Source organism: Citrobacter sp. GW821-FHT02E08 (assembly GCF_059421685.1).
On record NZ_JBWKVL010000002.1, the window covers coordinates 1 to 20,415 of the forward strand.

General features: G+C 51.0%; 19 protein-coding genes and 5 tRNA genes. 8 read left to right on the top strand and 16 right to left on the bottom strand.

Annotation, left to right across the window (positions count from 1 at the left end):
* Positions 1-156: 156 nt before the first annotated feature.
* The 16 genes from AC07UY_RS02305 to cydA all read right to left on the bottom strand — a co-directional run bounded on the left by AC07UY_RS02305 (position 157) and on the right by cydA (position 10,000).
* Positions 157-232 (bottom strand) — tRNA-Lys (locus AC07UY_RS02305).
* A 49-nt stretch (positions 233-281) separates the two neighbouring features.
* Positions 282-357, bottom strand: a tRNA-Lys gene (locus AC07UY_RS02310).
* Positions 358-503: 146 nt separating this feature from the next.
* Positions 504-579 (bottom strand) — tRNA-Lys (locus AC07UY_RS02315).
* A 3-nt stretch (positions 580-582) separates the two neighbouring features.
* Positions 583-658: transfer RNA gene (locus AC07UY_RS02320), tRNA-Val, on the bottom strand.
* 36 nt (positions 659-694) lie between these two features.
* Positions 695-770, bottom strand: a tRNA-Lys gene (locus AC07UY_RS02325).
* 164 nt (positions 771-934) lie between these two features.
* Positions 935-1,729, bottom strand: a complete 795-nt coding sequence (cpoB, locus tag AC07UY_RS02330) for a cell division protein CpoB (RefSeq protein WP_494659382.1) — start codon at positions 1,727-1,729, stop codon at positions 935-937.
* Between the two features lie 9 nt (positions 1,730-1,738).
* A complete protein-coding gene (gene pal / locus AC07UY_RS02335) occupies positions 1,739-2,257 on the bottom strand; it encodes a peptidoglycan-associated lipoprotein Pal (RefSeq protein ID WP_162383422.1) in 519 nt (172 codons plus the stop codon).
* Positions 2,258-2,291: 34 nt separating this feature from the next.
* Entirely contained in the window at positions 2,292-3,584 is a 1,293-nt protein-coding gene (tolB, locus tag AC07UY_RS02340; RefSeq protein ID WP_192611609.1) for a Tol-Pal system beta propeller repeat protein TolB, read from the bottom strand.
* 132 nt (positions 3,585-3,716) lie between these two features.
* The gene (gene tolA, locus AC07UY_RS02345; RefSeq protein WP_203358446.1) at positions 3,717-4,991 is read right to left on the bottom strand and encodes a cell envelope integrity protein TolA; all 1,275 of its coding nucleotides are present in this window, start codon (positions 4,989-4,991) and stop codon (positions 3,717-3,719) included.
* A gap of 64 nt (positions 4,992-5,055) precedes the next feature.
* Positions 5,056-5,484, bottom strand: coding sequence for a colicin uptake protein TolR (tolR, locus tag AC07UY_RS02350; protein WP_192611607.1), 429 nt, complete (start codon positions 5,482-5,484; stop codon positions 5,056-5,058).
* A 3-nt stretch (positions 5,485-5,487) separates the two neighbouring features.
* Positions 5,488-6,180: a Tol-Pal system protein TolQ gene (tolQ, locus tag AC07UY_RS02355; RefSeq protein WP_203358447.1), complete on the bottom strand. Its 693-nt coding sequence runs from the start codon at positions 6,178-6,180 to the stop codon at positions 5,488-5,490.
* Positions 6,177-6,581 (bottom strand): tol-pal system-associated acyl-CoA thioesterase, encoded by a 405-nt coding sequence (gene ybgC, locus AC07UY_RS02360; RefSeq protein ID WP_192611606.1) that lies wholly within the window; start codon positions 6,579-6,581, stop codon positions 6,177-6,179. Before ybgC ends, tolQ begins: the two co-directional genes overlap by 4 nt.
* Before the next feature lie 274 nt (positions 6,582-6,855).
* Positions 6,856-7,149 (bottom strand): cyd operon protein YbgE, encoded by a 294-nt coding sequence (gene ybgE, locus AC07UY_RS02365; RefSeq protein ID WP_203358448.1) that lies wholly within the window; start codon positions 7,147-7,149, stop codon positions 6,856-6,858.
* Entirely contained in the window at positions 7,149-7,262 is a 114-nt protein-coding gene (gene cydX, locus AC07UY_RS02370) for a cytochrome bd-I oxidase subunit CydX (RefSeq protein ID WP_071828905.1), read from the bottom strand. The genes ybgE and cydX overlap by 1 nt, the downstream gene beginning before the upstream one ends.
* Positions 7,263-7,276: 14 nt before the next feature.
* A complete protein-coding gene (gene cydB, locus AC07UY_RS02375) occupies positions 7,277-8,416 on the bottom strand; it encodes a cytochrome d ubiquinol oxidase subunit II (protein WP_203358449.1) in 1,140 nt (379 codons plus the stop codon).
* A 15-nt stretch (positions 8,417-8,431) separates the two neighbouring features.
* Positions 8,432-10,000 (bottom strand): cytochrome ubiquinol oxidase subunit I, encoded by a 1,569-nt coding sequence (cydA, locus tag AC07UY_RS02380; RefSeq protein ID WP_162383430.1) that lies wholly within the window; start codon positions 9,998-10,000, stop codon positions 8,432-8,434.
* A 1,611-nt stretch (positions 10,001-11,611) separates the two neighbouring features.
* Between cydA and glmS the strand changes: the two genes are divergently transcribed.
* The 8 genes from glmS (at position 11,612) to glsA (ending at position 20,379) form a co-directional block, all read left to right on the top strand.
* Entirely contained in the window at positions 11,612-12,061 is a 450-nt protein-coding gene (gene glmS / locus AC07UY_RS02385) for a methylaspartate mutase subunit S (protein ID WP_192611603.1), read from the top strand.
* Positions 12,061-13,449: a methylaspartate mutase accessory protein GlmL gene (glmL, locus tag AC07UY_RS02390; RefSeq protein ID WP_203358450.1), complete on the top strand. Its 1,389-nt coding sequence runs from the start codon at positions 12,061-12,063 to the stop codon at positions 13,447-13,449. The genes glmS and glmL overlap by 1 nt, the downstream gene beginning before the upstream one ends.
* An 18-nt stretch (positions 13,450-13,467) precedes the next feature.
* A complete protein-coding gene (locus AC07UY_RS02395; protein ID WP_203358451.1) occupies positions 13,468-14,913 on the top strand; it encodes a methylaspartate mutase subunit E in 1,446 nt (481 codons plus the stop codon).
* Entirely contained in the window at positions 14,913-16,154 is a 1,242-nt protein-coding gene (locus AC07UY_RS02400; protein ID WP_203358452.1) for a methylaspartate ammonia-lyase, read from the top strand. Before AC07UY_RS02395 ends, AC07UY_RS02400 begins: the two co-directional genes overlap by 1 nt.
* A 3-nt stretch (positions 16,155-16,157) precedes the next feature.
* The gene (locus AC07UY_RS02405) at positions 16,158-17,528 is read left to right on the top strand and encodes an acyclic terpene utilization AtuA family protein (protein WP_192611599.1); all 1,371 of its coding nucleotides are present in this window, start codon (positions 16,158-16,160) and stop codon (positions 17,526-17,528) included.
* The gene (locus AC07UY_RS02410; protein WP_162382520.1) at positions 17,525-17,842 is read left to right on the top strand and encodes a DUF4387 domain-containing protein; all 318 of its coding nucleotides are present in this window, start codon (positions 17,525-17,527) and stop codon (positions 17,840-17,842) included. Before AC07UY_RS02405 ends, AC07UY_RS02410 begins: the two co-directional genes overlap by 4 nt.
* Positions 17,843-18,008: 166 nt before the next feature.
* Complete coding sequence (locus tag AC07UY_RS02415) at positions 18,009-19,292, top strand: dicarboxylate/amino acid:cation symporter (RefSeq protein ID WP_494659381.1); 1,284 nt, start codon at positions 18,009-18,011, stop codon at positions 19,290-19,292.
* Between the two features lie 85 nt (positions 19,293-19,377).
* Positions 19,378-20,379: a glutaminase A gene (gene glsA / locus AC07UY_RS02420; protein WP_203358454.1), complete on the top strand. Its 1,002-nt coding sequence runs from the start codon at positions 19,378-19,380 to the stop codon at positions 20,377-20,379.
* The last annotated feature ends 36 nt before the right edge of the window (positions 20,380-20,415 follow it).

A 20,415-nucleotide genomic window follows, 5' to 3' on the forward strand; every position in this document is an offset into this window, starting at 1 on the left:
CGTGAATTCATTTTTCACCTCATCAGTTATGTAATATATAACCTCTGAGCGTGTCTAAAACTATTAAACCACTTCAGTGAGACCCGAACCTGCTGCAGGTTCGAATCGTCTAAATCGTAGATAGCAAAAAGGCGCCTTTAGGGCGCCTTTTTACACTGGTGGGGCGTGCAGGATTCGAACCTGCGACCAATTGATTAAAAGTCAACTGCTCTACCAACTGAGCTAACGCCCCCATATGGGGTTTACTACTTTAATTCTTTTTCAGGAACCCACCTCGATATTGGTGGGGCGTGCAGGATTCGAACCTGCGACCAATTGATTAAAAGTCAACTGCTCTACCAACTGAGCTAACGCCCCATTCGGGTGTTACCTGAAATATTTTACTCGGTTACCAATTTAAAATTGGTGGGTCGTGCAGGATGACTCGGCTTCGCCTCGCCCTACGGGCCGTTGCTGATGCAACGTTATCCTTCACGCTTAACATCTGAGTTCGATGTTAAAATTGGTGGGTCGTGCAGGATTCGAACCTGCGACCAATTGATTAAAAGTCAACTGCTCTACCAACTGAGCTAACGACCCGAGTGGTGGGTGATGACGGGATCGAACCGCCGACCCCCTCCTTGTAAGGGAGGTGCTCTCCCAGCTGAGCTAATCACCCGATACTACGCTGGATACTGCTTACTAACTGATTTAGTGGTGGGTCGTGCAGGATTCGAACCTGCGACCAATTGATTAAAAGTCAACTGCTCTACCAACTGAGCTAACGACCCACTTTTGCGCTGCTTTTGGTTTGTTTGATATCCCGTGGCAACGGCGGCATATATTACTGATTTCAGATTTCAGCGCAACAAAAATTTCGATATAGATCACTCAACTGCTTAGGAATCACACGACACGACCAGAAATAACGCGATTTCTGGTCGCATGGTGTGCATTACATCGCGCTGAGACGTTTTTGCGCTTGTTTCGCGCCATCGGTACCAGGGTATTTCGTGATGACCTGCTGGTAAACGGCTTTGGCTTTTGCTGTATCGCCTTTGTCCTGCATGATGACGCCGACTTTAAACATCGCATCAGCAGCCTTCGGAGACTTCGGATAGTTTTTCACTACCGAGGCAAAATAGAACGCTGCATCATCTTTTTTACCCTTGTTGTAATTCAACTGCCCCAGCCAGTAATTGGCATTCGGCTGGTACGTTGAGTCCGGGTATTGTTTGATGAAGTTCTGAAACGCCACAATCGCGTCGTCCTGACGCGCGTTATCATGCACCAGGGCAATTGCTGCGTTGTAATCCGTATTCGCGTCTCCGCTTGACGCGGGCGCGCCTGACGTTGCTGCTCCAGCATCAGGAGCTGGTGCTGGCGTAGTCGTTGCCGCACCACTTTGATCGCCAGCTGCAGGCTGCGCTGCGGCGCTACCGCTGCTCAGACTGTCTATCTGTAACAGGATCTGCTTCTGACGCTCAACGACCTGATTCAGTTGATACTGGCTTTCCTGAATTTGGCCACGCAGGGAATCAATATCAGTCTGATTATCGGAAAGTTGTTGCTGGAGTTGGGTTAAAAGCTGGCTATGAGCATTAGAAATACGCTCGAGTTGAGTGACGCGGTCTTCGACCGAGCCAGAGCCGACACTACTGATTGGCGCCTGAGCAAAAGCGGCCCAGGGGGCCGCTATGCCAACCAGTAACGACAGACTCAACAGGTGATGTCTGAAGTTACTGCTCATGTCATTCTCTTAGTAAACCAGTACGGCACGACGGTTTTTGGAGTAAGCCGCTTCGTCATGACCCAGTACTGCAGGTTTTTCTTTACCGTAAGAAACGATGGAGATCTGGTCAGCAGAAACGCCTTTACCCTGCAGGTACATTTTCACGGCGTTAGCACGACGTTCGCCCAGGGAGATGTTGTACTCAGGAGTACCACGTTCGTCCGCGTGACCTTCTACGGTGACTTTGTAAGACGGGTTGCTACGCAGGAAGTTTGCGTGCGCATCCAGCATTGCAGCGAAATCAGAACGGATATCGTACTTGTCCAGATCGAAGTAAACGATGTTGTTCTGCTGCAGCTGTTGCATCTGCAGACGCGCTTGCTCTTCGGAGGACATGTTGCCGCTGCCATTAGCATCCATACCAGTGCCAGCACCCATCATGCCTTCGCTGCCGTCATTGCTGGCGTTCTTGTTAGAAGAACATGCCGCGATTGCCATAACAGGCAGAGCGATCATCAGCCCCTTCAGCACTTTGTTCAGTTGCATTTCAATGATTCCTTTATTAATCAATTATTTATTATCACAGATACGGCGACCAGGCAGGGAATTTAACCTGACCATCAGTTGCCGGAAGACGCGCCTTGAAACGCCCATCTGTAGAAACCAAATTCAGCACGGATCCCATCCCCTGAGAAGAGCTGTAGATTACCATAGTGCCGTTAGGTGCCAGACTTGGCGTTTCATCCAGGAACGTTGACGACAGAACTTGTACGCCACCCGCTACCAGATCTTGTTTGGCAATGTGTTGTTGCCCACTATTTGAGCTTACCATTACCATAAATTTACCGTCGCTGCTCACATCAGAATCCTGGTTTTGCGATCCTTCCCAGGTAATACGTTGCGGAGCACCGCCGTTGACATTGACTTTATACACCTGCGGACGACCGGCCTGGTCAGAGGTAAATGCCAGATTCTGGCTGTCCGGGAACCAGGTTGGTTCAGTGTTGTTGCTGCGACCGTCCGTCACCTGGCGGATCTGGCCAGAGCCAATGTCCATTACATACAGGTTCAGACTACCGGTTTTAGACAAAGCAAACGCCAGTTTGCTGCCGTCCGGAGAGAATGCCGGCGCACCGTTGTGACGCGGGAAAGAGGCAACCTGGCGAACCGCACCGTTAGACAGCGTCTGGATGACCAGCGCAGAACGGCCGCTTTCAAAGGTAACGTATGCCAGTTTGGAACCGTCCGGAGACCATGCCGGAGACATCAACGGTTGCGGAGAACGGTGAACCACGAACTGGTTGTAGCCATCGTAGTCCGATACGCGCAGTTCATACGGGAACTGACCGCCATTGGTCTGAACCACATAAGCGATACGGGTACGGAACGCGCCCTTAATACCGGTCAGTTTTTCGAACACTTCGTCACTTGCAGTATGACCAGCATAACGCAGCCACTGCTTGTTCACTTTGTAAGAGTTCTGAGCCAGAACGGTACCCGGTGCACCGCCGGTATCAACCAGTTGATACGCAACGTTGTAAGAACCGTCCGGATTCGGCGTTACCTGGCCGACCACGACAGCGTCAATACCCAGAGCAGACCATGCCGCAGGCTGAACTTCCTGAGCGGTACCCGGCTGCTGAGGCAGACGAGAACGGTCTAGCGGATTAAATTTACCGCTGTTGCGCAGGTCAGCGCCCACGATACCACCGATATCTTCAGGAGCCGCGCCCGGCCCCGCCCACTGGAACGGAACAACGCCAATAGGACGACCGGAATCTACACCACTGTCGATCACAATGCGGACTTCAGCGTGCAGAACCGACGCCCACAGTATGAGAAAACCAAATGCTACTCGTAATGCCTGCTTCATCATATCTCCCTTATCTGGACAGATAGCCCACGATAATTTAGCAGAATGTTAACAAACTCAAATACACAAAACTACCAGAACCCAGCGACAACCGGTGTCTGATGTTGACCGATGTGACGGCCAACATCGCGATTACGGTTTGAAGTCCAATGGTGCGTTTTTGAACACTTCATATACTGCCTGGCTTGGCGGTTTCGGGATCTTCGCAAGTTTAGCTGCTGCAAGCGCAGCCTGACAAAGCGCGGGATCGCCACCTTCAGACTGAATATCCAGTAACATGCCGTCGGAAGCCAGTTTTATGCGCAGCGTACAGGTTTTCCCTGCATAGGACGAAGCGTCATAAAACTTACTTTCAATGGCAGTTTTAATCTGCCCGGCATAGTTGCTGATATCCGCACCTGATGCGCCATTATTTTTAGTATTACCACTTCCGGCAGGGGAAGCATTGCTGCCTTTCGCCCCGCCGCCGGATTTCGGCGCATTCTTACCAGAGCTTAAATCGCCCAGCAGATCGTCGACACCGGAAGCTGCTGCAGCTTTTTCAGCCGCCGCTTTTTTAGCGGCAGCGGCTTTATCTGCTGCTGCTTTCTTATCGGCTGCAGCTTTTTTATCTGCGGCAGCCTTCTCAGCCGCGGCTTTTTTGTCCGCTGCGGCTTTTTCTGCAGCCGCTTTCTTATCGGCTGCGGCTTTTTCAGCCGCGGCAGCTTTCGCAGCAGCTGCTTTTTCAGCTTTCTCAGCGGCAGCCTTCTCTGCCTGTGCTTGCTTAGCAGCTTCTGCCTGTGCTTTTTTCGCAGCATCAGCGGCAGCTTTAGCCGCCATCACCTCGGCGACTTTCTTCGCATCAGCAGCGGCTTTTGCGGCGGCTTCAGCCTCCGCTTTTTTCTGTGCGTCAGCGGCCGCTTTCTTCGCTGCTTCTGCGGCTTGTTTCGCCTGAGCATCCGCCTTGGCCTTCGCGTCGGCAGCTGCTTTCGCCGCCGCTTCCTCAGCCTGCTTCTGTTGCTCCTGCGCTTTCGCCGCTGCGGCTTCAGCCTGTTTTTGCTGCTCCGTCTGCTCACGCACTTTTTCCTGCGCAGCTAAACGTTCTTTCTCAAGTTGCTTCAAACGCTCTTGTTCAGCAGCCTGTTTCTCACGAAGCTCCTCGGCTTGCTGCTGCGCTTGTTTTTCACGCTGTTGCTCAGCACGTTTCGCACTCGCCTGTTGCTGCTGCTGACGATCGTACTGTTGAACAATAGCGCCAGGATCTACCATGACGGCGTCAATGGAAGATCCACCGCCGCCCCCTGCTGATGCCTCAATGTGCTCATCGAACGAACTCCAGATCAGTACCGCAAATAAAATGACATGCAGCACCGCTGAAATAATTATCGCCCGTTTGAGCTTGTCGTTTTGTTCGGTTGCCTTTGACACTCTCGGTTCCCAAAAAACTGTTCGCCTGTTACTCGCTATATTGCAAGCCAGAGGGGCGCAGACTTCAGATTGGCTGCGTCATTAAGCCAACCGATTTCACGCCCGCACTGTGTAACAAGTTCAGCGCTTTAATTATTTCATCGTAAGGCACATCTTTCGCGCCACCGATTAAGAAGACCGTTTTCGGATTGGACTCCAGGCGACTCTTCGCCTCGGCAATAACCTGTTCTGGCGGTAACTGATCCATACGATCTTTTTCAACCACCACGCTGTATTGCCCAATACCGGAAACTTCAATAATGACCGGAGGTTCGTCATTGCTGCTAACGGCCTGCGACTCGGTCGCATCCGGCAGATCGACTTCCACACTCTGGGTAATGATGGGCGCTGTCGCCATAAAGATCAGCAACAGCACCAGCAGAACGTCGAGCAACGGTACAATATTGATTTCGGACTTAAGTTCGCGACGACCTCGTCCACGCGTTCTGGCCATGGCTTACCCCTTGTTGCTTTCGCTACTGGTAAATGCCTGGCGGTGCAGGATCGCGGTGAACTCTTCCATAAAGTTGTCGTAATTCAGTTCCAGTTTGTTCACGCGCTGATTCAGGCGGTTGTAGGCCATAACGGCTGGAATAGCAGCAAACAGACCGATGGCCGTTGCAATCAATGCTTCCGCGATACCTGGTGCAACCATCTGCAGGGTAGCCTGTTTTACCGCGCCCAGCGCGATAAAGGCGTGCATAATCCCCCAGACCGTACCAAACAGACCGATATACGGACTGATGGACCCTACCGTACCGAGGAAGGGAATATGCGTCTCTAATGTTTCCAGTTCACGGTTCATCGAGATACGCATCGCACGTGATGCCCCTTCAACCACCGCTTCTGGCGCATGATTGTTCGCACGATGCAGTCGCACAAACTCTTTGAACCCGCTGTAAAAGATTTGCTCCGAACCGGCCAGGCTATCACGGCGCCCCTGACTTTCCTGGTACAGGCGAGACAGTTCGATTCCGGACCAGAATTTATCTTCGAACGCTTCAGCTTCACGCCCAGCCGCGTTAAGAATACGAGTTCGCTGGATAATGATAGCCCAGGATGCGATCGAAAAACCAATCAAAATCAACATGATAAGTTTAACCAGAAGGCTTGCCTTCAGGAACAAATCAAGGATATTCATGTCAGTCACTGCTTAAACTCCGCGACAATAGACTTGGGAAGCGCACGAGGCTTCATTTTGAGTGGATCAACGCAAACAATCAGAACTTCTGCTTCATTCAGCACAGTGTTCTCTGCGTTGACAATGCGTTGCGTGAATACCAAAGAGGTGCCACGCATTGACGTAATTTCTGTTTGGATTTCGAGCATATCGTCAAGTCGCGCTGGCGCAAAATATTCCAGGGTCATTTTGCGAACCACAAAGGCGACTCGTTCAGCCAGCAACACCTGTTGGCTGAAGTGATGATGGCGCAGCATCTCTGTGCGTGCTCTTTCATAAAAAGCGACGTAACTGGCGTGGTAAACCACACCACCGGCATCGGTGTCTTCATAGTAGACACGAACCGGCCATCGAAATATATACTTATTCATTCCTGCTGCCTCTTTGTTGGCTCTGTCCACTCACTCCAGCCACTGACTCCAGTCAGCGCCTGGTGATTCGCGCACTTGCCGCCACGATGCATCGAGAATGCTGTTGTATATAGCGTTGTATTCACTTTACATCCCGGTAATGCAACAAAAGTTAGAGATTTTAAACGTTGCTACTATACGCGCGCTATTGAGGCTTGGGAATGGGGGGAAGTTAAGGGAGAGTAAAAAATTATGGGCTTATGCAAGCCCATAAATATTTAAGGATGTTTCTTATTCAAATGAAGAAGAAAAACAGACCGGTGATAAGCACAATATCGGCAATCAATGGCGAGAAAAGCCCCTGCCAGTGAACCGCGCGGGGACGGAATCCCACACCGTGAATCACGCCTGCACAGACCGCCCACATCAACAGAAAACCATGCCAGATTTCCAGCTCACTGGTTTTTGCTGCGAAGCGTGATGGGTCCCAGAATATGCAGCCAGCCAACACGATTGCCAGCACAAAGGAAAGCGCCCGCAAGGGGCGCTTATCCATTACCGCATATAACATCGCGATAATGTTGGTCATCAGCTTTCTTCTTGTCCGGCTTTGCCTGCTTCAACGTGCTCAAGCGCCAGCGCTGTGATTATCCCAAATGCACAGGCAAGAAGCGTTCCCAAAATCCATGCGAAATACCACATTTTAAGCTCCTTACTTAGTACAGAGAGTGGCTGTTGCGTTCAATATCTTCTTTGGTGATGCGACCGAACATCTTCCAGTAACACCAGCCGGTGTAGAGCAGGATGATCGGTACAAACACCGCCGCAACCCAGGTCATCAGATTCAATGTTCTCTGGCTGGAGGTGGCATCCCACATCGTCAGACTTGCGTTCATCATCGTGCTGGACGGCATCACAAACGGGAACATTGCAATACCGGCGGTCAGGATGATGCAGGCCAACGTCAGTGAGGAGAAGACGAACGCCCAGGCCCCTTTCTCCATACGAGACGTCAGGATGGTCAACAGTGGCAGAACCACGCCGAGCGCCGGAACCAACCACAGGATAGGTGCATTGTTAAAGTTCACCATCCATGCGCCAGCTTCTCGAGCCACTTCTTTGATCATCGGGTTAGAGGCGGCATGGTGATCCAGTGCGGAAGTCACAACATAACCGTCAATACCGTATATCACCCAGACACCCGCCAGAGCGAAGCAGACCAGAGTCACCAGAGCCGCAACCTGCGATGTTGCACGTGCACGCAGATGGAGTTCACCCACGGTACGCATCTGCAGATAGGTCGCGCCCTGAGTAATGATCATCCCCACGCTCACGATACCTGCCAGCAGACCAAACGGATTCAGCAACTGGAAGAAGTTACCGGTGTAGTACAAACGCATGTACTCATCCATGTGGAACGGAACCCCTTGCAGCAGGTTGCCGAACGCCACGCCAATTACCAGCGGCGGAACGAAGCTACCGATGAAGATGCCCCAGTCCCACATGTTGCGCCAGCGCATGTCTTCGATCTTCGAGCGGTAATCAAAACCGACCGGACGGAAGAACAATGACGCCAGTACAAGGATCATCGCCACATAGAAACCGGAGAACGCAGCGGCATACACCATCGGCCATGCAGCGAATAATGCGCCACCCGCGGTGATCAGCCAAACCTGGTTACCGTCCCAGTGTGGGGCGATGGAGTTAATCATAATTCGACGCTCGGTATCATTACGACCGAGGAAACGGGTGAGCATGCCCACCCCCATGTCGAAGCCATCAGTGACCGCAAAACCAATCAGCAGAATGCCAACCAGCAGCCACCAGATAAAACGCAATACTTCATAATCGATCATTTGACGACTCCTGTCTTAGCGTGCCGGCTGAGAAGTCACAGTGGACTGCTCGTAGTGATAACGACCGGTTTTCAGGCTGCTCGGGCCACGGCGTGCGAACTTGAACATCAGGTACAGTTCAGCCACCAGGAACAGGGTGTACAGGCCGCAAATCAACAGCATCGAGAAGATGAGATCGCCGGCAGTCAGCGAAGAGTTCGCCACGGCTGTCGGTAACACTTCACCAATTGCCCACGGTTGACGACCGTACTCAGCGACGAACCAACCGGACTCAATGGCAATCCACGGCAGCGGAATTGCATACAGCGCCGTGCGCAGCAGCCATTTTTTCTCGCCGATACGGTTGCGAATAACAGTCCAGAAGGAGACCGCGATAATCGCCAGCATCAGAATGCCGCACGCCACCATGATACGGAACGCAAAGTACAGTGGAGCAACGCGAGGTATAGAATCTTTCGTTGCCTGCTGAATTTGCGATTCGGTCGCATCGGTGACCTTATCGGTATAGCGTTTCAGCAACAGACCATATCCCAGGTCTTTCTTCATGCTGTTGAACTGGTCACGAACGGCCTGATCGGTTGAGCCAGCACGCAGTTCTTCCAGCAACTGATACGCTTTCATCCCGTTACGGATACGTTCTTCGTGCTGCACCATCAGGTCTTTCAGACCAATGACCTGCGTATCAACAGAACGGGTGGCAATGATGCCCAGCGCGTAAGGAATTTGAATCGCAAAATGGTTTTCCTGCGCATCCTGGTCCGGAATACCGAACAGCGTAAAGGATGCCGGTGCAGGCTGGGTTTCCCACTCTGCTTCAATAGCGGCGAGTTTGGTTTTCTGCACATCACCCATTTCGTAACCGGATTCATCACCCAGAACGATAACAGAGAGAATGGCAGCCATACCGAAGCTGGCAGCAATGGCAAAAGAGCGTTTAGCGAACGCGAAATCACGGCCGCGCAGCATGTAGTAGGAGCTGATACCCAGAACGAACATCGCGCCACAAACATAACCAGAGGCGACAGTGTGAACAAATTTCACCTGTGCAACCGGGTTAAGCACCAGCTCAGAGAAGCTCAGCATCTCCATGCGCATGGTTTCAAAGTTGAAATCCGCTGCAATTGGGTTCTGCATCCAGCCGTTCGCAACCAGAATCCACAACGCGGAAAGGTTTGAACCCAACGCCACCAACCAGGTGACGCACATATGCTGGACTTTACCCAGGCGGTCCCAACCAAAGAAGAACAGACCTACAAAGGTAGATTCGAGGAAGAAGGCCATCAGACCTTCGATCGCCAGCGGCGCACCGAAGATATCCCCTACATAGTGAGAATAGTAAGACCAGTTAGTCCCGAACTGGAACTCCATGGTCAGACCGGTTGCCACACCCAGAGCGAAGTTGATCCCAAACAACTTGCCCCAGAACTTGGTCATATCTTTATAAATCTGTTTGCCGGAAAGGACGTAGACCGTTTCCATAATGGCCAGCAAAAACGCCATACCGAGCGTCAGTGGCACAAACAGGAAGTGGTACATCGCGGTCAAGGCAAACTGTAAGCGCGACAGTTCGACTATATCTAACATCATGACTCCTTGCTCATCGCATGAAGACTCCGAGAGTGAACCCCGTTAGAAAGGGTCACACGCATGCCCCAATACAAATTTATTTGCGCGCTTTCTTCGTTACTGTTTTGTCGTGAGAGGAAACAGCAACGATGAAAGGTTACAAACATGTTAATAAAAAATTCAAATTGATCCCGCAATTATATTACGCCGCAAAATCCTTACAATAAACAGGTTTTTATTGAGTTAGATTTACGTTTTTCGACAGTGATCAATTTATAGCGAACTTATCACTTTTTCACCAATTTGATCATGGACAATTTATCGCGTTTTAGTGTGCTTTTCCAAGTATTAAACTTTGATTTATATCAAAATCCATAAAATCTGTTAACAATGTGTATTGCTGGTAACTTCAGTAAATTCAATGTTACGCGCATGTATCAAAATTGAAACGCGCGATTACCTAATAGGCGCGCACGCATAAAAAAACCGTAATTTAATTAACGTATCCGTGGGATTAACCCGTTCCCGGACTTAACTTTTTAGCGTAGTCAATTGACGGTTATTTTCCATAACGGAAATTCATTACAAAAAACAATCACAATAATTTTACTTTTGCGCTCATTTTAATTAACACTGAGCCGTTATTATTCTGTTAACAACAAATCTGCACCCGGTATCGCTTTTGTCTGATTGCTTGCTATTCATGCAAGTTATTGGTTGAACACTCATGACTGAGCAGGCAGAAACGCCTCTGCTTCACTTCCCCTCCTCCACTGACGGAACAAATCTGTCCATCCATACGTGTTTCCACACGGCCGATTATCGCTCTGGCAAAAGGAGCCATAGCGTCACAGACCGATTTCAGAAGGACGATACAGACGCAGGAGACGTTCTTCCCTACCCTCCGCCATTTTTAATGCACAGCGCAGGTCACCCTCAGGCGGCGAAGGCAGACGCTTTCCAGGGGCAATCTGCCCGACGACGTCGATGCCGAAGAACGTCTCCCGTGGATTAAAAAAAATGGCAGGGCAATTAGCGATTGCCGTAACGCGTTTAAAACGGACGACGATAAATTTGCTTTGATCACACGCAGAAAACAGCATTAAGTTGTCTCTCACGTGATTATTATCATTGGAGAATGATACATAGCTCGCAAATATAAAATGACAGTGACCACAAACAGTATAATCGATCACAAATCAGATAAAACAAATTATTATCATTTTTATCTTTTTATTAACAATAATCAAAACGCTTAACGCCTCATTGTATTATATTCCGTTATGCACCTCACAATTTCATCTTCACTCATATTTAAGCAACGAAATAATCTCATACACCTCAAATAAGATTTTGATCACAAAGATGACATCCGAGTTAATTAATGGTTTTTGTAATTAAATAAAAACCACATTGAAAAAACAACCATAACACACTGATATTAAACGCTTTATTTAATAACGAAATTCTAAACAATCGTTTTCAGAAGGATATTTTGAAAATAGATCAATTGCTTCATTTTTAGCTTAAACAGACACTCCTGGGCTATTAACAGGTTACGACAACCTGCGTTCTAAATATTAAAAACGAATCTTACTTTTTTACCAACAGCCCTACAGAGGATTACTCATGAAAAAATCTACACTTGTTATTGGCGTCATTGGTGCTGACTGCCATGCGGTAGGCAATAAAGTTTTGGATCGCGTTTTTACTAACCATGATTTTCGCGTAATCAATCTGGGGGTGATGGTAAGCCAGGATGAATATATCGACGCCGCGATCGAAACCGGTGCCGATGCAATTGTGGTGTCATCTATTTACGGTCACGGCGATATCGACTGCCTCGGTTTACGTGAGCGCTGCATCGAACGTGGCATCGGCGAAATTCTGCTCTATGTCGGCGGTAACCTGGTCGTCGGTAAGCACGATTTCTCCGAGGTAGAAGCGAAGTTTAAAGATATGGGCTTTAACCGTGTCTTCGCACCAAGCCACGATCTGGAAGATGTCTGCCAACTGATCACCAATGATATTCAACAGCGCAATGGTGTTGAACAACGTTGTCTCGAAGAGGCTATCTGATGCAAACAGTCTCTGTCGATATCGGATCGACGTGGACCAAGGCCGCCCTCTTCGATTACGAAGGGGACGCGTTAACCCTGGTAAATCACGTCCTGACGCCAACCACCACGCATCATCTGGCAGAAGGTTTTTTTGCCAGCCTGAATCAGGTGCTAAATGTTACCGATGCTCGCCCGTTACTGAAAAGTGGTGAAGTGCAGTTGAAGTATTCCTCATCGGCCAAAGGTGGACTCGCCGTTGCCGCAATGGGGCTTGTACCGTCTATTACGCTGGAATCTGCGAAAGTCACCGCTCACTCTGCGGGGGCAAAAATCGCGCAGTATTACTCGTACAAACTCAACCGGCATGACATCCAGGCACTGGAATCGTCGCCGCCGGACATCCTGCTGTTTTCTGGCGGCACGGATGGTGGCGAAGAAAGCTACGGCCTGGCGAATGCGCGTGCGCTGGCTGAGTCGAATGTCAACTGCGCCATTATTTACGCCGGAAACCGGGATATTCAGGACGAAGTACAGTCTATTTTGGCGCAGAAGGATCTGACCATCGTAGACAACATTCTGCCAGATCTCGATCACCCAAATCCGTATGCCGCCCGTCAGGCCATTTGCGATCTGTTTCTATCACGCATCGTGAAAGGCAAAGGACTGGACGTCATTGTGGACGCGACCGGTGAAGAGCCGATGCCCACGCCCTGGACTGTCTTTGAGTTGGTGAAAGCGATAAGCGATTACGACAGCGCGTGGAAAGAGTTCATGTTGATCGACATGGGCGGCGCCACGACGGATGTCTACTCAGCCAGCGCCAACACGCTCTCCCCTGACACCGTACTGCATGGCGTACCGGAACCTTTCGTCAAGCGTACCGTTGAAGGCGATCTGGGTATGCGCGTCTCTGCCGTCGTGGTGGGTGAAAGTACCCAGGAAATGGTGAATGTCGTATTTGCGCAACAACCGGCACGTCAGGAAGCCTTTTATGGCTATCTGCGTCACCTGGTGGCACACCCGGATTACCTGCCGCACAACGAAGAAGAAAAATACTTCGACACCCTGCTGGCGGGACTCTGTGTAGGTTACGCCGCCGAGCGACACGCCGGAACCAAAAAACAGGTCTGTACCTGCGTGGGAAACGTCGACTTACAGATGGGTCGCGATCTCACCACCGTACGCAAAATCGTCGGTTCTGGCGGATGGCTCTCACGCGCCAGCCAGTTCGATATTCACAACTGGCTTAAATACCGGGAACTGGATGACGACGGCAGAAGGATCCTGTTGCCGAACCAGTTCGAATATTACCGCGATTCCTATGGCCTGCTTCCACTACTGGCTAACGTTGCCAGGTTGTACCCGCAAGCCGCTGCTCGCACCAGCATTCAATGTTTAACCCTATAAAACATAAGGCTACAAAGAATGGAACTCCGAAATAAAAAGTTAACCCATGATGAATTCATGACCGAGCGCGCCGAGGTTATCAAGACCTGGCATACCGGCAAGGACGTCGAAAATTTTGAAGATGGCGTTAAATACCAACAGACTATTCCAGAGAGTAAACGCTTTTCTCACGCACTGCTGAAAGCCGATCAGGAAGGTAAAACCCTGAGTCAGCCGCGCGCGGGCGTTGCGTTAATGGATGAGCACATTGAACTGCTCAAAACATTGCAGCAAGAGTGCGACCTTCTGCCGACCACTATCGATGCGTATACCCGTTTGAATCGCTATGAAGAAGCGGCGATCGGGATTCAAAAATCCATTGAAGCGGGTACGTCAAAACTGAACGGATTACCGGTTGTTAACCACGGGGTTGCAGCCTGCCGTCGTCTGACCGAAACGCTGGAAAAACCACTGCAGATTCGTCACGGTACGCCGGATGCGCGTCTGCTGGGTGAAATCTCCATGGCCAGTGGATTCACCAGCTATGAAGGCGGCGGTATTTCCTACAACATCCCTTACGCCAAGCGCGTCACGCTGGAAAAATCCATCCGCGACTGGCAGTACTGCGACCGCATGATGGGGATGTATGAAGAACACGGTATTCGTATCAACCGTGAACCGTTCGGCCCGCTGACCGGCACCCTGATCCCGCCGTTTATGTCCCACTCAGTGGCGATTATCGAAGGCCTGCTGGCGCTGGAACAGGGCGTTAAATCGATTACCGTCGGTTACGGCCAGGTGGGTAGCCTGACGCAGGATATCGCAGCGATTCAGGCCCTGCGCGAACTGTCCCACGAATACTTCCAGAATTATGGTTTCGACGATTACGAACTGAGTACGGTATTCCACCAGTGGATGGGCGGCTTCCCGGAAGATGAATCCAAAGCGTTCGCCATCATCTCCTGGGGTGCAGCGGTCGCAGGTATGTCCGGTGCCACTAAAGTGATCACCAAGAGCCCGCACGAAGCATGGGGTATCCCGACAGCTGCGGCAAACGCGCAAGGGCTTAAAGCCTCTCGCCAGATGCTCAACATGGTCTACGACCAGAAATTCCCGCAGTGCGCTGCCGTGGAACAGGAAGTGGATCTGATCAAGAGCGAAGTCCGCGCTGTGCTGAAAAAAGTCTTCGAACTGGGCAACGGCGACATAGCGCGCGGCACAGTGCTGGCCTTTGAAGCAGGTGTTCTGGACGTGCCTTTCGCGCCGGCCTCCTGTAACGCAGGCAAAATCCTGCCGGTACGCGATAACTCAGGCGCTATTCGTATCCTCGAAGCCGGTGCGGTTCCGCTGCCGAAAGACATTCTCGCCCTGCACCACGACTACGTCGCAGAGCGTGCGAATTTCGAAGGACGTAAACCTTCCTTCCAGATGGTTATCGATGACATTAACGCCGTATCCCACAGCAAATTAATAGGAAGACCATAATGAAAATTAAACAGGCCCTTTTCACCGCTGGCTACTCCTCATTTTATTTTGACGATCAGCAGGCGATCAAAGATGGTGCAGGTCATGATGGGTTCATTTACACCGGCGATCCGGTAACGCCTGGCTTTACTTCCGTCCGTCAGGCCGGTGAGTGTGTCTCCGTACAGCTGATTCTGGAAAACGGTACAGTCGCCGTCGGTGACTGCGCTGCGGTGCAGTACTCTGGTGCGGGCGGTCGTGACCCTCTGTTCCTGGCGGAAAATTTCATTCCATTCCTGAATGACCACATTAAACCGCTGCTGGAAGGCCGCGATGTGGATGCGTTCCTGCCGAACGCCCGCTTCTTCGACCAGTTACGCATTGACGGCCAACTGCTGCATACCGCAGTACGTTACGGTCTGTCTCAGGCACTGCTGGACGCCACCGCGCTGGCATCCGGTCGCCTGAAAACAGAAGTCGTTTGCGACGAATGGCAGCTGCCATGTGTTCCGGAAGCGATTCCTTTATTTGGTCAGAGCGGCGACGACCGTTATATCGCCGTCGACAAAATGATCCTCAAAGGTGTTGATGTTCTGCCTCATGCGCTGATCAACAACGTCGAAGAGAAACTGGGTCTTGAAGGCGAAAAACTGCGTGAGTACGTGCGCTGGTTGTCTGACCGCATCCTGAGCCTGCGTACCAGCCCGAACTACCACCCGACGCTGCATATCGATGTGTACGGCACGATTGGCCTGATTTTCGATATGGACCCGGTACGCTGCGCTGCGTATATCGCTAGCCTGGAGCAAGAAGCACAGGGCCTGCCGCTGTACATTGAAGGTCCGGTCGATGCGGGTAACAAACCGGATCAGATCCGTCTGTTGACCGAAATCACCAAAGAGCTGACCCGTCTGGGTTCCGGCGTGAAAATTGTGGCCGACGAATGGTGTAACACCTACCAGGATATCGTGGACTTCACCGATGCAGGCAGCTGCCACATGGTGCAGATTAAAACCCCGGATCTGGGCGGTATTCACAACATCGTTGATGCAGTGCTGTACTGCAACAAGCACGGAATGGAAGCCTATCAGGGCGGTACCTGCAACGAAACCGAGATCAGCGCCCGCACCTGTGTGCATGTCGCACTGGCCGCACGCCCAATGCGTATGCTGATCAAACCGGGTATGGGCTTCGATGAAGGTCTCAATATCGTGTTCAACGAAATGAACCGTACCATCGCGTTGTTGCAGACAAAGGATTAAGAAATGGCTCGCACATTTAAGATCTTATCGCCGACGGCTATTCTGGGTTATGGCTTCCCGGAAGAGAGTTTTCGCAAAGCCATGGAAGAGTCACCGGATCTTATTGCTGTTGACGCGGGATCCTCCGATCCAGGCCCTCACTACCTGGGCGCCGGTAAACCGTTTACCGATCGGGCAGGCGTTAAACGCGATCTGCGGTATATGATCACCGCTGGCGTGAAAAACAATATTCCTGTGGTGATTGGTACTGCCGGTGGATCCGGCGCGGCACCGCATCTGGAATGGTGTCGCCAGATAATCCTGGAGATTGCGCAGGAAGAGAAGCTGTCCTTCTCGATGGCGTTAATCCCATCGGATGTTGAAAAAGACGTCGTTCATCAGGCGTTGGATAACGGGAAAATTACCGCCCTCGACTTCGTGCCGGAACTCACTCACGAAGCCATTGACGCGAGCACCTACATCGTCGCGCAAATGGGTGTCGAACCTTTCCAGCGTGCGCTGGAAGCCGGTGCGCAGGTTGTTCTTGGTGGACGGGCATATGACCCGGTCTGCTTCGCCGCCCTGCCCATCATGCAAGGTTTCGATGAAGGGTTGGCTCTGCACTGCGGGAAGATCCTTGAATGTGCTGCCATTGCTGCAACGCCTGGCTCCGGCTCAGACTGTGCGATGGGAATTATCGATGACAACGGTTTCACGCTGAAGACATTTAATCCGAAGCGTAAATTTACCGAAACCTCGGCCGCTGCCCATACCCTGTATGAGAAGTCAGATCCCTACTTCCTGCCAGGTCCCGGCGGCGTGCTGAACCTGAAAGGCTGTAGCTTTAAGGCTGTGAACGAGGGCGAAGTCTACGTCAGCGGCTCACGCCATGAAGAGACACCTTACGCACTGAAACTGGAAGGCGCGCGTCAGGTCGGATTCCGTTGCATGACCATCGCCGGAACACGCGATCCGATCATGATCGCGGGCATTGACACCATTCTTGAAGAAGTGAAAGCCAGCGTGGCGAGCAACCTCTCTCTGAATGATGACAGCATCCGCATCACGTTCCATCTGTACGGTAAAAACGGTGTCATGGGTCTCCATGAACCCATGCAGTCAGCCGGACACGAACTGGGGATCTTGTTGGATGTGGTTGCGCCGACGCAGGACATTGCCAACAGCGTTTGCTCGCTGGTGCGCTCTACCCTGCTGCATTACGGTTATGAAAACCGCATTGCAACGGCGGGCAACCTCGCCTTCCCGTTCTCACCGTCGGATATTCCAAGTGGGCCGGTGTATGAGTTCTCAATTTACCATCTGATTGAGGCAAGCGACGCACTGCGTTTTGATTTCCACATCGAACAGGTGACGCCAGAAGGAATCCAGGCATGAAACAGTCAATTTGTTCACTGGCGCAGGTAATCCGTTCCAAAAACGCCGGACCGTACGAACTGGTTTTAGATATTTTATTTAAAACTCGTGAAGATTATCAGCGTGTAAAAGAATCGGGGCAATTAACACCACAGCTTATCGCTGAGTTATATCACGTTGAGCCTGACTTTATTCATCGCATTGTCTGGTTTGATCCAGCTAACGCGGTAAAAATCGTCATGCCGCGCGATATTATCTCCGGAAATGTGGGGGACAATGATGTTTATGGTGCTCAGCAACATGCGCCATTACTCAGTATCCATTTTGATTTTTAATAAATAACACAACAACAACCATTGAAGTGCTGGATTCTGCTGTATCGCGGCACTTCGCATAATTCATGCGGTTGGTCATAACAGGCGAGCACCTGAGCGTTTTTATGCACTCGGGTGTTTGCTAACCCTACACATTAATTACCAGCCATTTTCCGATGGAGTAAACATGAAGAAAATTAGTTTAACAAAGATGATCATATTAGGCCTGATACTCGGGATGATTACCGGGGTGGCTATAAATAATATGGCATCTGTTGACACAGCAAAGTCGTATTCACAACACATTTCCATTTTCACCACCATATTTTTACGTATGGTGAAAATGATTATCGCTCCTCTGGTTATTTCTACCCTCGTGGTAGGTATTGCCAAAATGGGCGATGCGAAAACACTGGGACGTATATTCTCAAAAACGTTTTTCCTCTTCATTCTCGCGTCCCTGATCTCTATTGCCCTGGGTCTGGTCATTGTTAACATCTTCCAACCCGGTGTCGGCATTAACTTTGTGCCTCATGACGTTGGTGCTGTGGCCGCCGTTAAGTCTGAGCCGTTCACGCTGAAAGTCTTCATCTCACACGCAGTACCTACCAGTATTGTGGATGCGATGGCGCGTAACGAAATCCTGCAGATTGTCGTGTTCTCCATCTTCCTCGGTTGCAGCCTGGCAGCGATCGGAGAAAAAGGTGAGCCGATCGTCAAAGTGCTCGATTCTCTGGTACACGTAATGCTGAAACTGACCGGTTATGTGATGCTGTTTGCGCCACTGACCGTGTTTGCCGCCATCTCCGGACTGATCGCTGAACGCGGTCTGGGCGTGATGGTCAGCGCCGGTATCTTTATGGGTGAGTTCTACCTGACGTTGAGTATGCTGTGGGCGATTCTGATTGGTATGTCGACGATGATTGTTGGTCCGTGCATCGGCCGTCTGACCAAATCTATCCTCGAACCTGCCCTGCTGGCCTTCACCACTTCCAGCTCTGAAGCGGCCTTCCCTGGCACGCTGGATAAACTGGAAAAATTCGGCGTCTCTTCCAAGATTGCCAGTTTCGTTCTGCCTATCGGTTACTCCTTTAACCTGGTCGGCTCCATGGCCTACTGCTCGTTTGCAACCGTATTCATCGCGCAGGCCTGTAACATCGAGCTGAGCATAGGTGAGCAGATCACCATGCTGTTAATCCTGATGCTGACGTCAAAAGGCATGGCTGGCGTACCGCGTGCGTCAATGGTGGTTATTGCCGCAACCCTCAACCAGTTCAACATTCCTGAAGCAGGTTTGATCTTGCTGATGGGTGTCGATCCGTTCCTCGACATGGGCCGTTCCGCGACCAACGTCATGAGTAACGCCATGGGTTCTGCAATCATCAGCCGCTGGGAAGGTGAACACTTCGGTGAAGGTTGCCGTGGTAAAGCCCCAGAACAACGTCCGGTTACTGAACCTGCTCTTTCCTAATTTTTTATAACCAGATGCACTGGGCCGACTCCGGTCGGCCTTTTTTCCAACAACAACACCAACACTAACTTCACCAGGATCCTTTATGAATCTAAAACTTCTTAGCGTCAGTGTGTTTTCGGCAAGCTTACTCTGCAGTGCTGCCGTTTGGGCTCAACCCGCTCCGGATTACGCCCAAATCATAGAGCAAGCGCATCAAAAATATAAAAACAATAACGACGGAAAAGTCGCTGACTACATCCCGGCACTGGCAACCTACAGCCCGAAATTTTACGGTATCGCGATCGCGACCGTAGATGGAAAAATCTACAAAGTCGGTGATTCCAGCAAAGCGTTTCCAATGGAGTCGCTGAGCAAGGTCTTCACAATGGCGTTGGCGATGGAGCAGCATGGAACGCAGGTTGTACTGGATAAACTCGGCGCCAATGCCACCGGTTTACCGTTCAACTCCGGTCTGGCAGTTGAGCTGACGCAGGGCGCACCGGAAAACCCGCTGGTGAACGCGGGCGCCATGAGTACCGTTAGTCTGATTGAAGCAAAAGACAAAACGGAACGCTGGAACAAAATTCTCAATTACATGAATGACTGGGCAGATGCGAAGCTGGTCGTCAACCAACCGGTATTCAAATCGGAAATGGACACCAACCAGCATAACCAGGCGCTGGCGAAATTGATGGAGTCGTACAACAGCTTCTACGGTAACACCGATGAAGCTGTCGAGATTTATACCCGTCAGTGTTCAGTCGATCTCAACGTCGAGCAGCTCGCCAAAATGGGTGCCGTACTTGCTAACAACGGTAAATCACCTTTCAACGGCAAACAGTTGCTGAACGAGAAGTATGTTCCGCAGGTGCTGGCAGAAATGGCCATTGCCGGTCTCTATGATGGCAGCGGCAAGTGGCTGTACACCGTAGGTATTCCGGCGAAAAGCGGTGTCGGCGGCGGTATGGTCGCCGTTGTCCCTGGTGAGTACGCGATTGCCGTTTACTCTCCGCCGCTGGATCAAGCCGGTAACAGCGTTCGCGCACAGAAAACGATCGAAGATGTCGCTCACGCGACGCAGGCCAACGTCTTTTTAGGCCAGTAAGAAAATGCCGGATGGCGACGCTTCGGCGTCTTATCC

Coding starts and splice junctions, on each gene's coding strand:
- cydB (WP_203358449.1), bottom strand. CDS start 8,416: ATGATCGATTATGAAGTATTGCGTTTTATCTGGTGGCTGCTGGTTGGC.
- AC07UY_RS02405 (WP_192611599.1), top strand. CDS start 16,158: ATGGCTCGCACATTTAAGATCTTATCGCCGACGGCTATTCTGGGTTAT.
- glmS (WP_192611603.1), top strand. CDS start 11,612: ATGAAAAAATCTACACTTGTTATTGGCGTCATTGGTGCTGACTGCCAT.
- cydX (WP_071828905.1), bottom strand. CDS start 7,262: ATGTGGTATTTCGCATGGATTTTGGGAACGCTTCTTGCCTGTGCATTT.
- pal (WP_162383422.1), bottom strand. CDS start 2,257: ATGCAACTGAACAAAGTGCTGAAGGGGCTGATGATCGCTCTGCCTGTT.
- ybgC (WP_192611606.1), bottom strand. CDS start 6,581: ATGAATAAGTATATATTTCGATGGCCGGTTCGTGTCTACTATGAAGAC.
- ybgE (WP_203358448.1), bottom strand. CDS start 7,149: ATGACCAACATTATCGCGATGTTATATGCGGTAATGGATAAGCGCCCC.
- glsA (WP_203358454.1), top strand. CDS start 19,378: ATGAATCTAAAACTTCTTAGCGTCAGTGTGTTTTCGGCAAGCTTACTC.
- glmL (WP_203358450.1), top strand. CDS start 12,061: ATGCAAACAGTCTCTGTCGATATCGGATCGACGTGGACCAAGGCCGCC.
- cydA (WP_162383430.1), bottom strand. CDS start 10,000: ATGTTAGATATAGTCGAACTGTCGCGCTTACAGTTTGCCTTGACCGCG.
- AC07UY_RS02415 (WP_494659381.1), top strand. CDS start 18,009: ATGAAGAAAATTAGTTTAACAAAGATGATCATATTAGGCCTGATACTC.
- tolR (WP_192611607.1), bottom strand. CDS start 5,484: ATGGCCAGAACGCGTGGACGAGGTCGTCGCGAACTTAAGTCCGAAATC.
- AC07UY_RS02410 (WP_162382520.1), top strand. CDS start 17,525: ATGAAACAGTCAATTTGTTCACTGGCGCAGGTAATCCGTTCCAAAAAC.
- AC07UY_RS02400 (WP_203358452.1), top strand. CDS start 14,913: ATGAAAATTAAACAGGCCCTTTTCACCGCTGGCTACTCCTCATTTTAT.
- AC07UY_RS02395 (WP_203358451.1), top strand. CDS start 13,468: ATGGAACTCCGAAATAAAAAGTTAACCCATGATGAATTCATGACCGAG.
- cpoB (WP_494659382.1), bottom strand. CDS start 1,729: ATGAGCAGTAACTTCAGACATCACCTGTTGAGTCTGTCGTTACTGGTT.
- tolB (WP_192611609.1), bottom strand. CDS start 3,584: ATGAAGCAGGCATTACGAGTAGCATTTGGTTTTCTCATACTGTGGGCG.